The 12,931-nt window shown below is 70.9% G+C and carries 10 protein-coding genes; 6 read left to right on the top strand and 4 right to left on the bottom strand.

The genetic code is table 11. The features are described from left to right. The first annotated feature begins 340 nt into the window (after positions 1 to 340). From ACN28G_RS26005 to ACN28G_RS25995, 3 genes are all read left to right on the top strand, one after another. Complete coding sequence (locus tag ACN28G_RS26005) at positions 341 to 598, top strand: hypothetical protein (protein WP_421480545.1); 258 nt, start codon at positions 341 to 343, stop codon at positions 596 to 598. 486 nt (positions 599 to 1,084) lie between these two features. Then, complete coding sequence (locus ACN28G_RS26000) at positions 1,085 to 1,291, top strand: ribbon-helix-helix protein, CopG family (protein ID WP_091432422.1); 207 nt, start codon at positions 1,085 to 1,087, stop codon at positions 1,289 to 1,291. Next, positions 1,288 to 1,674 (top strand): hypothetical protein, encoded by a 387-nt coding sequence (locus tag ACN28G_RS25995; protein WP_421480544.1) that lies wholly within the window; start codon positions 1,288 to 1,290, stop codon positions 1,672 to 1,674. Before ACN28G_RS26000 ends, ACN28G_RS25995 begins: the two co-directional genes overlap by 4 nt. Positions 1,675 to 1,737: 63 nt before the next feature. Here ACN28G_RS25995 and ACN28G_RS25990 read toward each other — a convergent pair whose 3' ends face one another. Beyond that, on the bottom strand, positions 1,738 to 2,817 hold the full coding sequence (locus tag ACN28G_RS25990) for an inositol-3-phosphate synthase (RefSeq protein WP_091432416.1): 1,080 nt from the start codon (positions 2,815 to 2,817) through the stop codon (positions 1,738 to 1,740). 23 nt (positions 2,818 to 2,840) lie between these two features. Continuing rightward, entirely contained in the window at positions 2,841 to 3,479 is a 639-nt protein-coding gene (locus tag ACN28G_RS25985; protein ID WP_091432413.1) for a PadR family transcriptional regulator, read from the bottom strand. Between the two features lie 188 nt (positions 3,480 to 3,667). Here ACN28G_RS25985 and ACN28G_RS25980 point away from each other — a divergent pair, with 188 nt between their 5' ends. From ACN28G_RS25980 to ACN28G_RS25970, 3 genes are all read left to right on the top strand, one after another. Then, the gene (locus ACN28G_RS25980) at positions 3,668 to 4,141 is read left to right on the top strand and encodes a DUF5318 domain-containing protein (protein ID WP_091432411.1); all 474 of its coding nucleotides are present in this window, start codon (positions 3,668 to 3,670) and stop codon (positions 4,139 to 4,141) included. A gap of 194 nt (positions 4,142 to 4,335) precedes the next feature. Beyond that, on the top strand, positions 4,336 to 7,359 hold the full coding sequence (locus tag ACN28G_RS25975; RefSeq protein WP_421480543.1) for a transglycosylase domain-containing protein: 3,024 nt from the start codon (positions 4,336 to 4,338) through the stop codon (positions 7,357 to 7,359). Positions 7,360 to 8,096: 737 nt separating this feature from the next. Then, complete coding sequence (locus tag ACN28G_RS25970; protein WP_421480542.1) at positions 8,097 to 9,608, top strand: glycosyltransferase family 87 protein; 1,512 nt, start codon at positions 8,097 to 8,099, stop codon at positions 9,606 to 9,608. Positions 9,609 to 9,624: 16 nt separating this feature from the next. Here the strand turns inward: ACN28G_RS25970 and ACN28G_RS25965 are convergent, their stop codons facing one another. Both ACN28G_RS25965 and ACN28G_RS25960 read right to left on the bottom strand, forming a co-directional pair. Further along, positions 9,625 to 11,994 (bottom strand): hypothetical protein, encoded by a 2,370-nt coding sequence (locus ACN28G_RS25965; protein WP_421480541.1) that lies wholly within the window; start codon positions 11,992 to 11,994, stop codon positions 9,625 to 9,627. Next, entirely contained in the window at positions 11,991 to 12,782 is a 792-nt protein-coding gene (locus ACN28G_RS25960; protein WP_091432393.1) for a deoxyribonuclease IV, read from the bottom strand. Before ACN28G_RS25960 ends, ACN28G_RS25965 begins: the two co-directional genes overlap by 4 nt. Between the last annotated feature and the right edge of the window lie 149 nt (positions 12,783 to 12,931).

Here is a 12,931-nt window from a genome sequence, read left to right as displayed (position 1 = left end):
ACGCTGGACGGCGTCCCGGGGAACGACTCCCCGACTGTCTACCACGCCGTACCCGTCAGGAGCGGGCACCGGCGCGCGTGCGTGGTGCGTACCCCCTCGGTTGTGGGCCTGGGTGCGCGGACCCGACAGCGCACCCGGGCGTCGAGCCGGGCGGGCGCGTGGTCCCCGCCGCGAATCCCCCTCGCGGCGGTGCCGGGCCGCGCGTCCGCCCCATCCTGCGAGGGGTACGCCGTCGATGGGGCTGCACGAGAGTCGGGCGCGGTTGGAGAGAGCCGTGCCGCACACGAGATCATCGCCGCGCACGTACCCGACCGGGGTGGCTCGTGCCGGATCTGCCCGCGTGCCGGGGCCGTGCCGGCCGGCCAACGCGGCGGCCGACCGGCTTGTCGAGCTGGGGCTGCCGGTGCTGCCCGGGGCGGTGCCGGCGTCTCGCCTGGTGGCCCTGCTTCGCTGGCGGCCGGCGCGCGAGCCGGGGCGGGCGCGCGAGCCGGGGCGGGTGCGCGAGCCGGGGCGGGTGCGCGAGCCGCGGCCGGCGCGCGAGTCGGGGCGGGTGCCCAGCGGCGATCCCGTCGGCCGGGCGGCCAGGTCGCGGTGGTGACCGGGCGGCGGCTTCCCGGTCTGGTCCACTCCGCCTGGCGGGTGCTCGAATTCCACCGGCACCACAGGTGTCAGGCCTGTTGCGTCGGCTGGTGCCCGGCGGTCGAGGTGGCGCGGGCCCGGATCCGGGCCTGGCGGCGGTACGGGTGGTGAGGGCCGGCGAGGTGGTGCAGGTGACCCGGGCGGCCGGCATCCAGTTTGCCAGTCGGCCGTTCCTGGCTCGGGTGATCCGGGTCCGCGAAGACCTGGTCACCTACGACGGTTGGTGCTGGCTGGACGTGTACCAGCTCGACGGGCGGGGCGGCGGTTACACATCTGGTTCTCATGTCTCCGCGTCCGGCCTCGCTGCCCTGCCGTTGGTCGGTATGCGGCCTGCCGGCGGCCGTGCTCGGATCAACACCCGGGCAGCTCATGATCGATCAACAAGGAGGAAGAGGTAGTGCCAAGCGTGGTTGACGCGCCCCCTGAAGAGCTATACAAAAGTGGTATGGCCTTCACCCTGACGCTCAAGCCCGAAATCGAACAGCGGCTCCGTGAGCTGGCCGAGGCTGAGCATCGCTCGATGCACAAGACCGTCGAGCTGGCCATCCAGGAGTACCTCGACCGCCAGGCGCGCAACGAGTGGACCCGCCAGGCCGCTAGGCGGGTTCGTGAGCGGAACGCAGAGTTCTACGAGATGTTGGGGGACCGGTGACGCGAGCCTGGCCCGACGCCGAAGACCTGCTGCTCCTGCTCTCCAGTTGCACGGCCTCACGAACCGTGGTGCGGGACGGGGGGATCCTCGTCGCCGCTGCCGCCCGTCCTCACGCACGTCTGTTGGACGGCCGGGTCTACCCCGAGCTGTTGAACCAGGTAGCAGCCCTCCTGCACGGGATCATGGTCTGGCGTCCGCTCGACCTGTGGAACGCCAGCCTTGCCTGGACGGCGCTGGACGTCTGCCTGGAACGGGCCGACATGTTGTTGAACATGCCCGCCAAGGACCGGATGGCCCTCACCGATGCGTTGACCAGTGGCGAGGTCGACTCGGTTGAGGAACTGGCCATGCGGCTGTCGCCGTACCTGGAGATGTCGGAGTGACCGACGGCGAGGGCCGGGTCCACGCGGACCCGGCCCTCGGCGGTGCTGCTGGTGTTCAGCGGGTCAGCGCTCGACCTCGCCGGTGATGAAGCCCTCGACGGCGGCGTGCGCCTCGTGGTCGGCGTACTGCACCGGGGGGGACTTCATGAAGTAGGAGGAGGCCGAGAGGATCGGGCCACCGATCTTGCGGTCCAGGGCGATCTTCGCGGCCCGGACGGCGTCGATGATGACACCTGCCGAGTTCGGCGAGTCCCACACCTCCAGCTTCAGCTCCGCGTTGAGCGGGGTGTCACCGAAGGAGCGGCCCTCCAGGCGGATGTACGCCCACTTGCGGTCGTCGAGCCACGGCACGTGGTCCGACGGGCCGATGTGCACGTCGCTCTTGCTCATCTCGTGCGGGATCTGCGAGGTGACCGACTGGGTCTTCGAGATCTTCTTCGAGACCAGGCGGTTGCGCTCCAGCATGTTCATGAAGTCCATGTTGCCGCCGAAGTTGAGCTGGTACGTGCGCAGCAGCTCGACGCCGCGGTCCTCGAAGAGCTTCGCCAGGGCGCGGTGCACGATGGTGGCGCCGACCTGGCTCTTGATGTCGTCGCCGACGATCGGCAGGCCGGCGTCGGTGAACTTCTGCGCCCACTCCGGGTCGGAGGCGATGAAGACCGGCAGGGCGTTGACGAACGCGCAACCGGCGTCGATCGCGGCCTGGGCGTAGAACTTGTCGGCCTGCTCGGAGCCGACCGGCAGGTAGGAGACGACCACGTCGACCTGGGCGTCGCGCAGCGCCTGCGCCACGTCGACCGGCTCGGCGCCGGACTCCTGGACGATCTCCCGGTAGTACTGGCCCAGACCGTCGAAGGTCGGGCCGCGCTGCACGCTGACGCCGGTCGGCGGTACGTCGCAGAGCTTGATGGTGTTGTTCTCGCTGGCGATGATCGCCTCCGCGAGGTCCATGCCCACCTTCTTGGCGTCCACGTCGAACGCCGCCACGAACTCCACGTCCGAGACGTGGTAGTCGCCGAAGGTGACGTGCATGAGACCCGGAACGCGGTCGTTCGGGTCGGCGTCGCGGTAGTACTCCACGCCCTGGACCAGGGACGAGGCGCAGTTACCCACACCGACGATGGCGACGCGGACGGAGCCCATAGCGTCTGCCTCCTTCTTCTTCATCACGGCCGCTCTGTCCTGGACTCGCCAGGCGGGGGCGGGTTGGGATCATCTCGTCGAACACCGGCGGTCCCCGGGTCGGGGGCTGCCGGTGCGCGGCCGGAGCGCTCGTTGGCGATGAGCTCCTCCAGCCAGCGGACCTCACGCTCACAGGCATCCAGGCCGTGGCGTTGAAGTTCCAGGGTGTACGCGTCGAGCCGCTCGGCAGCCCGACCGAGCACGTCGCGAAGGCCTTCACGACGTTCCTCGATCTTGCGGCGGCGGCCCTCCAGGATGCGGAGCCGGGTCGCCTGGTCGGTGCGGGCGAAGAACGCGAAGTGCACGCCGAAGCCGGTGTCGTCGTACGTCTCGGGGCCGGCCTGCCCGATCAGCTCGGCGAAGCGTTCCTTGCCCTCCGCGGTGATCTCGTAGACCACCCGCCCGCGCCGGCTGGTCAGCGCGGGGACCTCGTCTGCCGTCGCGGGCGTCTCGGCGGCTTCGGTGATCCAACCCGCCGTCTGCAACCGGCGCAGCGTCGGGTAGAGCGAGCCGTAGCTGATCGCCGCCCGGATGGCGCCGAGCTTCGCGGTGAGCTCCTTGCGCAGCTCGTATCCGTGCATCGGGGCTTCCTGGAGGAGGCCGAGGATGGCGAGCTCGAGCACGCGCCTCCCCTTCCCACCCACACCCCTGGACGTTCACCGGTATCGGTGCCCGCCTCGATGTATCGGGCCGATACATCGGTACCGTAGCCCCTCGCGGTGGGTAGGGCAAACCCCGGATTTCGGCGTGTCACGCTCACGCATCGTTACCGTGGTCGCCTCGTCGGTCCGGACCGCGTACCCTTTGCCGCATGCGTGGGTCTCGCCAGGTGGTCGACTACTCGCTCCAGAAGCGGGCGGTGCTGCGTGAGCTCCTCGCCGGGCGGGTCGGCACGTACGACGTCTGTGACGCCTCGCCGTATCTGAAGAACGCCGCGCGCTTCCACGGCGAGTCCACCGAGGAGCGCTGCCCGATCTGCCGTAGTGAGAACCTCACGCACGTCCACTACATTTACGGCGACGAGCTCAAGCAGTCCGCCGGCCAGGCCCGCACCCGGGACGAGCTGCCCGCGCTGGCGATGACGTTGCGTGAGTTCCAGGTCTTCGTGGTGGAGGTGTGCCTCGGCTGTGACTGGAACCACCTCGTGGAGCAGTACCTGCTCGGGCGGGACGGGCTCGTCGACGACCCGGAGGGCGGTCCGGGGCAGGACGCGATGGGCGGTGCCGTGACCCCGGGGGCGGGCACCGGCTCGACCCCCCGGCGAAGGCGAGAGGCGCAACGGTGAAACTGGCTGACTCGGTCGGTCCCGGCATCGTGTACGAGCGGGACGGCTGGCAGCTCTTGTGCGTAATTGATCCGGTTAGTAGCGAAACAACCCGGTCGTACCGACCCGAGTCGGACGTGCTGACGGGTGTTTCAACTCACGGCAAACCGGTGGCGGCGTACCCGCGCCCCACCGCGACCGGCAGGGTGTGAGGAATGAACTCGTACGGCGATCCCAGTTCCCCGCATGGGCGGGCGCAGATCCCGGGTGCGGATGACGCGTACCGGCCGCCGGGGACCGGTTGGTCACCTGCGCAGGACGACGCGGCTCCGACCGGCCGGGCCTCGGCCTCGGCCACCCCTCGGGGGGCCGCCTCCAGCGGCCGGGCCTCGGTCGGCGGCTCCGCACCGGTCCGGGGGGCGGCCTCACCGCCGGCCCAGGGGCCACAGAGTTCCTACGGGGCGGCCCAGCCGCCCGGTGCCCGCGGCGCGGCGTCGCCGCCCGGCTCCTACGGCGGTGCCCAGTCCGGTTCCTACGGGGCGGCCCAGCCGCCGGCGTCCAGGGGTACGGGCAGCGCGTCGGTCGGCCGGGCCGGGCCGGGCCGGGCCTCGGTGCCGGTCTCCCCGGCAGGCGGCGGGTACCCGGGCGGTGCGACCCCTGGCCGCTCCGGTCGGGCCTCGGTGCCGGTCTCCCCGGCCCCCGGCTCCGGATCGGCCGGTCGTGCGAGTGTGGGTACCGCCGCGCCCGGTCGGGCCAGCGTCGGTGCCGGCTCCGGCCGGGCCAGCGTCGGTGCGGCGGCGGTGGGCGGGGCGGCCGTCGGCTCGGCCGGCCGGGCCTCGGTGGCCCGCGCGGCCGTCTCCCCGGTCTCCGGCGGACCCGGTGGTCCCGGTGGCCCAGGGGGGCCGGGTGGTCCCGGTCGCCGGGGTCGCAGCGGCGACCCGGACGCGGTGAAGCGGGCCAAGAAGCGCAAACGGATCAACATGCTGATCGCCAGCTTCGCGGTCTTCGTCATGCTGGCCGGGCTCGGCGTGGTCGGTTTCACCTACTACTCGACCACCGTGGTGCTGCCCGACGAGGTGCCGCTGCCGCTGAGCACCACCGTCTACGCCAGCGACAACAAGACGGTCGTGGCCAAGCTCGGCAACGAGAACCGCACGATCGTCACCATCAAGGACATCCCGGAGCACGTCCAGCACGCGGTGGCCGCCGCCGAGGACCGGAACTTCTACCGGCACTCCGGCGTCGACTACAAGGGCATCGCCCGGGCCGCCTGGAACAACCTCTCCAACGGCGACCGGCAGGGTGCCTCGACGATCACCCAGCAGTACGCCCGCAACGCGTTCGAGAGCCTCAAGGACGACACGTACGCCCGGAAGGTCAAGGAGGCGATCCTCGCCTCCAAGCTCAACGACCAGATGGACAAGCCCGAGATCATGCAGCACTACCTCAACGTGATCTACTTCGGGCGCGGCGCGTACGGCATCGAGGCCGCGGCCGGCACCTTCTTCAACAAGCGGGCCAAGGACCTGACCGTCGCCGAGGGCGCGGTCCTCGCCGCGATGATCAAGCAGCCGCAGGCCACCGCCACCCACAAGGGGTACGACCCGGCGGTCAACCTGCCCGACGCGCAGGGCCGGTGGACCTACGTCCTGGACGGCATGCAGGCCGAGGGCTGGATCGGCGCCCCCGGCAAGCCGGAACGCCCCACCGAGTACCCGAAGGTGGCCAAGCAGGCCAAGGACGGCAACGGCTTCGGCGTCAACACGCCCAAGGGCAACGTGGTCAACTACGTCCGGGCGGAGCTGGAGCAGTGGGGGGTGTGCAGCAACTCCGGCGCCGAGAACAAGCCGAACTGCGTCGACGAGTTGCGCGGCGGCGGGTACCGGATCCGGACCACCATCAACGCCAAGATGCAGAACGCCCTGGAGAAGGCCGCCCAGCCGGGCCGCAAGGGCTCGGTCCTCGCCGGCCAGCCGAAGAACCTGATGGCGGCGGTGGTCTCGATCGACCCGCGCAACGGCCGGGTGCTCGCCTACTACGGTGGTGACAGCGGGGCGGACTTCGACTACGCCGGCAAGAACACCAACCAGAACGGCGACCTGGTCGGTGGTCATCCGCCGGGCTCGTCGTTCAAGGTCTACACCCTGGCGGCGGCGATCGACGCCGGCATCTCGGTCAAGTCCCGCTGGGACGCCACCCCGTTCAAGCCGGAGGGCTTCAAGAACGAGGTGCAGAACGCCAACCGGGGGGCCGGCATCTGTGGCAAGAACTGCACCCTGGAGGTCTCCACCGTCCAGTCGTACAACGTGCCGTTCTTCCACCTGACCGAGAAGATCGGTCCGGCCAAGGTGGTCAACCTGGCCCGGCAGTCCGGCGTCAGCACCATGTGGACCACCGACCCGCCCAAGCCGTACGACCTGATGAAGAACAAGCCCGAGGACCTCGCCCCGAGCAAGTTCGACCGGGTCGTCGGGTACGGGCAGTACCCGGTCACGGTGCTCGACCACGCCAACGGTCTGGCCACCCTGGCCAACGGCGGCAAGTACAACAAGGCGCACTTCGTCCTGTCGGTGGAGCGGCAGAACAAGGACACCGGCAAGATGGAGAAGGTCGCCGGCACCGGGGAGAAGCTCGACCCGGAGCAGCGGGTCCGCAAGGACGTCGCCGACGAGGTGACCGCAGTGCTCAAGGAGATCACCGCCAAGAGCCAGAACGGCAAGCTGGACGACGGTCGGCAGGCCGCCGGCAAGACCGGCACCTGGGAACACGCCGGCTCGGCGGAGAACGCGCACGCCTGGATGGTCGGCTACACCCCGCAGTTGGCCACGGCGGTCTGGATCGGCAGCCGGGACCCGGAGAAGCCGAAGATCCTCGACAAGGACGGCAACAACATCGGCGGTGGCACGATCCCGTCGATGCTGTGGAAGAAGTACATGGACGAGGCACTGAAGGGCCAGGACAAGGAGTCGCTGCCGGACATCACCGGGATGGGCGACCAGGAGGCCGGCAACGGCGAGGCGCCCCCTCCGCCTCCGCCCCCGGCGCCGGAGCCGGAGGCCCCACCGACCGGTCCTGGTGGCAACAACGGCGGCCCGGGTGGCAACAACGGTGGTCCGGGCTGCGACCCGCAGACCGATCCGTTGTGTCCGGGCTTCGGGGGTGGTGGCAACAACGGCCCGGGTGGGCCGGGCGGCGGGTTCAATCCAGGACCCGGTAACCAGACCGAAGACGAAGACTGAGCACCGGGTCCCGGGCTGACCCCGGGACCCAACAATCGATCGCCGTCGGCGGCCGGACTGCATCGTCCGGCCGCCGACGGCGTTTCGGCCCTGCTCAGGCGGTTGTCATCCGACGACGTTGCCGGAGCCCTGACTACCTCCGGCTCCAGTTGTCGGCTGCCGGTGGCGGGCACCCAATGCCGTAACGGCGAAGAATGTCACAGACATTACTCCGGTAGCCCAGGCGATCCGATCGATTCGCTGACTGTTGCAGGATCGATAGGCCCTGTCCCAGTAGTCTCCGTCCGGAACATTCCGCCACGGCGTAAGATCCGTCGAAAGGGCGTTTCCGCAGCTCTTCTTCTCGTGACTACCGGCACCGAAGATCCAGATCGGCAGCATCAACAGGAGTACGACGACGCCGGCTCCCCACAGCGCTACCCAGGTAGGCTTCAACCAGTTGATCCGGCTCATTCCCTGGTAGCTCTCTCGCACATCATGCCGAAGATGATAGGCAATTCCCCTTGTGTGACTGGCCCTGTCGGCACGCCAGGCAATGATTGGCCCTAGACGTCCGGCGGCCGGTCGGGTGTCGGGTGGGCGGCGTCCCCCGGCCGCCCGGTCTCGAAGCGGTGGGGGCTGTGCTCCGTCAAGCGGAAGGTGGACTGGTGGTCGTCGGGTGCATGAATCGCCCCGGTCGCTGTCGTTCGGCCCGAGGAGCTTCTGTCGCGGATGTCGATACGGCAGGATGACTGGACATGAGCACCGAGCCCACCGCCGACACCGACGCCGGGTCCACACGGACCGACCACCCGTCCCGCTCGGACGGTTTCGTCCGGGGCACCTCGGAGCTGATCGGCGGTCCGCTGGGTGATCACGCGACCTCACTGGACCGTCCGGCCACCGCCGAGCGCCGGTTCTGGACCGCCACCCGGATCGTGCTGGCCCTGGTCTGCCTGACGCTCGCCCTGCACTGGGTGCAGAAGTCGCCCTGCCACTCCGGGGCCTGGCAGAACAACGTGCAGTACACCCGGTTCTGCTACAGCGACGTGCTGGCGCTCTACTACGCCGAGGGGCTCAACGAGGGCAAGGTGCCCTACCGGGACCACCCGGTCGAGTATCCGGTGCTCACCGGGGCCTTCATGGGGGTGCTCGGGCTGCCCGTGTATCACCTCGGCAAGGACAATCCGGAAATCAACCAGGGGCAGTGGGCGTACAACGCGAACGCCCTGGTGCTGAGCGTGCTCGCGGTGGCCACGGTGGCGGTGATCCTCGCCCTGCGCCGCCGACGACCCTGGGACGCCGCCCTCTTCGCACTGGCCCCGGCACTGCTGCTGACCGCCACCGTCAACTGGGACCTGCTCGCCATCGGGGTGGCTGCCTTCGGGCTGTTCGCCTGGGCCCGTCGCCGGCCGGCGACCGCCGGTCTGCTGCTCGGTCTGGCCGGTGCGGCCAAGATGTGGCCGATCTTCATCCTCGGCCCGATCCTGGTGCTCGGGTTGCGCTCCGGTCGGGTCCGGGCCGCGCTGACCGCGCTCGGCACCGGACTGGCCGCCCTGGTCGCGGTGAACCTGCCGGTGGCGTTGCTCTACCCGGAGGGCTGGAACCGGTTCTTCGAGCTGAACAGCACCCGGCCGATCGACTGGGGCACCCTCTGGTACATCGGCCGCTACCTCGACGGCCGGATCAACCTGGGCGACCCGGGGTCCCAGGGGCCGTTCGACTGGCTCAGCGCCAACGTGCACACCCTCAACTACCTGTCGTACGCCCTCTTCGGGCTGGCCTGCCTCGGGGTGGCCGTGCTGGCGGTCCGGGCACCCGTGCGTCCCCGGCTGGCCCCGCTCGCCTTCCTCGTCGTCGCCGCCTTCCTGCTGACCAGCAAGGTCTGGTCGCAGCAGTTCGTGCTCTGGCTGCTGCCGCTGCTGGTGCTGGCCCGCCCCAAGTGGGGTGCCTTCCTGGCCTGGCAACTGGCCGAGGTCGGCTACTTCGTCGCCTTCTACGGCGAGCTGCTCGGCTCGGCCACCGGTACGCCGGTCTTCCCCGAAGGGGTGTTCGTGCTCGCCGCGGCACTGCGCTGGGGCACCGTCCTGCTGCTCTGCGTGCTGATCGTCCGGGAGGTGCTGCACCCGGAGCGGGACGCGGTCCGGGCGACCTACCCGGACGATCCCGACGGCGGGGTGCTCGACGGTGCCGAGGACGCGCCCTGGGTGGACCGGTGGCGACGCCGCTCGGCCGCCGTGGAAGCGCCGAAGGAGCCGGTACCGGCCTGAGCCGTGGCACCCGCCGTCACAGCCGGAAGATCACCACGTCGCCCCGGTCGTCGCGGGTGATGCCGAGCTGCTCGACCGGGTTGTCGACGGTCACCTCCCACGGGGTGCCGGCGAGCTGGTCGCGGACCACCACCACGTTGGCCACGCTGAGGGTGCGCAGGTAGTCGACGCTGGTCTGGTCCGGGAAGCTCAACGTGACCCGGCGGACGTCCTCCAACTGTGCCGGCGTGAAGCCGCTGCCGCCGTTGACCACGTCCTGGAACCGGGTGGTCGTCCAGAGCATCACCGGCTGGTCGTGGTTCTGGCTGCTCGGCAGCACCAGCAGCGGGCCCTCCACGCTGCGCATCGCCGCCGGCTGGGGCGGCGCCACCGGGTGCGGGGTGGCGTTCAGACCCTCCGCGATCACCAGCAGCAGCGGCAGCAGGGTCGCCAGCCGCAGCCAGGGCCCCGGCCAGGACGGGATCCGTTGGGCGGCGAGTTCCCGTACCCGGATGCAGAAGGCGGTCACCGCGCCGGCGGCGAGCAGGCCGAGCAGCAGCGTCGCCCAGAGCATCAGCCGGCCCGGGGTCCGGATCCCGTTCCAGCCGGGCAGGTACTCGAAGAGGGGCCCGTACGTCCAGGTGCCACCGAAGAACTCGGTGCCCATCGACAGGACCATGCTGACCAGCACCCCGGCGAGCAGCAGCAGCCGGTGCCGCAACCGCCACACCGAGAAGAAGAGCCCACCGGCGGCCAGCGCGTACAGCACGAAGCCGGGCAGCAGGGTCATCTCCGGCGGCCAGGGCAGCGCGGCTCGCGCACCCTCGTGCAGGCCACCCCAGACCCGGGACTCACCGGGCGCGGTGAAGAAGCCCGACAGCGGTGGCGAGTAGACCCCGATGTCACCGAGCGTCCGGGCGGCGTTCGGGTGCAGCTCGGCCACCTTGAAGTACGGGATGGCCAGCAGCACACCGACGGCGGCGAAGAGCGCCCCGCCGACCAGGTCGGCCACCAGCAGCCGGGCCCCGAACGGGCGCTTCACCGGCCGGACCAGGTAGCGCCGCAGGAACCAGGTGACGGTTGCGACCAGCACCGCGCCACCGAGGAAGTACGCGAACGGCAGCCCGATGCCGAAGCCGAGACTGAGCTGCCAGGCGGCGACCAGCCAACCCGCGTACGCCCAGCCCTCGTGCCGCTGTCGTGGCCGGTAGCCGTACCGCAGCGACCAGCCGTGCCCCCGGGCCAGCATGGCCAGAGCCAACGGGATGCCACCGTTGGAGAGCACGTGCAGGTGGCCGGCCTGGGCCAGCAGCCAGGGCGCGTAGGCGTAGCTGACGCCGGCCACCGCCGCGCCGATCCGGCCCGCGCCGAGCTGCCGGGCCAGCGCGTACGCCCCGATCGTGGCCAACGCGTGGGCCAACACGAAGATGATGTTGTAGCGGAGGACGGCCGCCTCCGGGCCGGTGCCGATCATGCCGGCCGGGGCGTAGCCGAGCAGGGTGTCGGAGAAGGCGAAACTCCACGACTCGGGGTAGAAGGCGTTGGCCTGCCACAGCTGCCCCGGGTTGGTCAGCAGGATGTGCCCGGACCAGGCCATCTGCCAGGCCTGCAGGCTGGGATCCCAGATGTCCTGCGGCAGCGTGTGCAGCGGGTAGCGCAACGCCGGCCAGGTCAACGCCACGGCGAGCACCAGTGCCCCGACCACGGCCAGCGTCCACTCGTGCACCAGGAACCGGCCGACCGCACGGGTGGCCCGACCCAACCGGGTGGGCACCGGCTCACCGGCCGGGGAGAACGCCTCCCAGGGGTCCGGCTTCGCCGTCTCCGCGCCGTCGACCCGCACCGCTCCGCCGGCCTGTTGCCCGCCGCCGGCCGGCGGTCCGCTCGCGGTGCCGGGCCGTTTCGGGCCACCGCGCCATCGCCGCCACCAGGCGCGCACCGGCTTCCCGTGCGTGCCCTTCACGTCGGTACGGCCCGGCTCGGCACTGCCGTCCGCCTCGGCGGGGTCGTTCTTCTTCGTGTTCTCGCTCTTCGCGGCGCTGGCGTCGGTTGCCGCGCTGTCGCCCTTGCCGGCGCTGGCGTCGGCCTCCGCGGTGCTGCTCTGTGCCGCAGAGGGCTTGACCGGCTCCTGTGCCGCCGTTTCCGCCGGCTGCTGTGCCGCCGCCGGCTCCACCGGCTGCTGTGCCGCCGCCGGCTCCACCGGCTGCTGTGCCGCCGCCGGCTCCACCGGCTGGTCTACCGCCGTTGCTTCCACCGGCTGCTGGGTTGCCGGCACCGCCGGCTTGTCGGCGGTCGACGTACCCTCGTCCGGCGTTTTCGGCCGGGTCGTGGCCGGTTGCTCGGACTCGCCCGTGGTGTCTGCGGTGGACCGGCCGCCGTCGGTCGCGTCGGACTGCTCCGTGGTCATGCCGCCGAGGCTCCCGTACCCAGTTGATCTCTCAGGAAGGTGATGTCCGCGCGCTGGCCCTCGACGCCGCCGGGCGTCTCCACGATGACCGGTGCGTCGGCCGCCCGGACCAGGGCGACCACCAGCTCGGGGTCGATCGTGCCGCCGTCGAGGTTGTCGTGGCGGTCGCGGCCCGAGTCGAACGCGTCCCTGGAGTTGTTCGCGTGCACCAGGTCGATCCGCCCGGTGATCGCCTTGATCCGGTCGACCAGGCCGAGCAGCTCCTCGCCGCCGGCGTGCGCGTGGCAGGTGTCCAGACAGAAGCCGACCTCGTACTCGCCGACGACGTCCCAGAGCCGGGCCAGCGCGTCCAGCCGTCGGGCGCAGGCGTTGTCCCCACCGGCGGTGTTCTCGATCAGGACCGGCAGCTGGAAGCCACCGGAGTCCGCCGCGTACGCGAAGGTCTTACGCCAGTTGTCGAAGCCGACCGCGAGGTCGTCACCGGCGTTGACGTGCCCGCCGTGCACGATCAGCCCCTTGGCGCCGATGGCGGCGGCCGCGTTCGCGTGCGCCAGGAGCAGCTTGCGACTGGGGATCCGGATCCGGTTGTTGCGGGTGGCGACGTTGATGACGTACGGCGCGTGGACGTAGCGGTCCACGTCGGCGGACCGCAGCCGGTCGGCGTCCGGCCGGGGTTGCGGCGCCTTCCATCCCTGCGGGTCGGCGAGGAAGAACTGCACCGCCTCCGCGGCGCGGGCCGCCGCCTCGGCCAGCGGGTCGACCGAATCGACATGGGCTCCGATACGCATGCAGGCGAGCCTACGTCGCCACCCCGACACCGACCGACAGCGGCGGGCCGTCCACGACCGACGGCGCGTCACCCGCCGGGCGGGGCCTCGTTGCCCTGGATGGGGATCGATGCCCAACCGCTGGGTACGGCGGCCGGTCGGTCCGTCGT

Origin of the sequence: Micromonospora sp. WMMA1923 (assembly GCF_049179195.1) — a bacterium.
GTDB lineage: Bacteria > Actinomycetota > Actinomycetes > Mycobacteriales > Micromonosporaceae > Micromonospora > Micromonospora yangpuensis.
The sequence above is the reverse complement of the archived record's forward strand: the minus strand, read 5'-3'. Positions and strand labels throughout refer to the sequence as shown.

What these genes read in the sequence shown, in the direction of transcription:
- ACN28G_RS25990 (WP_091432416.1), bottom strand. Translation starts at nt 2,817, where the DNA reads ATGGGCTCCGTCCGCGTCGCCATCGTCGGTGTGGGTAACTGCGCCTCG.
- ACN28G_RS25965 (WP_421480541.1), bottom strand. Translation starts at nt 11,994, where the DNA reads ATGACCACGGAGCAGTCCGACGCGACCGACGGCGGCCGGTCCACCGCA.
- ACN28G_RS26000 (WP_091432422.1), top strand. Translation starts at nt 1,085, where the DNA reads ATGGCCTTCACCCTGACGCTCAAGCCCGAAATCGAACAGCGGCTCCGT.
- ACN28G_RS25980 (WP_091432411.1), top strand. Translation starts at nt 3,668, where the DNA reads ATGCGTGGGTCTCGCCAGGTGGTCGACTACTCGCTCCAGAAGCGGGCG.
- ACN28G_RS25970 (WP_421480542.1), top strand. Translation starts at nt 8,097, where the DNA reads ATGAGCACCGAGCCCACCGCCGACACCGACGCCGGGTCCACACGGACC.
- ACN28G_RS25975 (WP_421480543.1), top strand. Translation starts at nt 4,336, where the DNA reads ATGAACTCGTACGGCGATCCCAGTTCCCCGCATGGGCGGGCGCAGATC.
- ACN28G_RS25960 (WP_091432393.1), bottom strand. Translation starts at nt 12,782, where the DNA reads ATGCGTATCGGAGCCCATGTCGATTCGGTCGACCCGCTGGCCGAGGCG.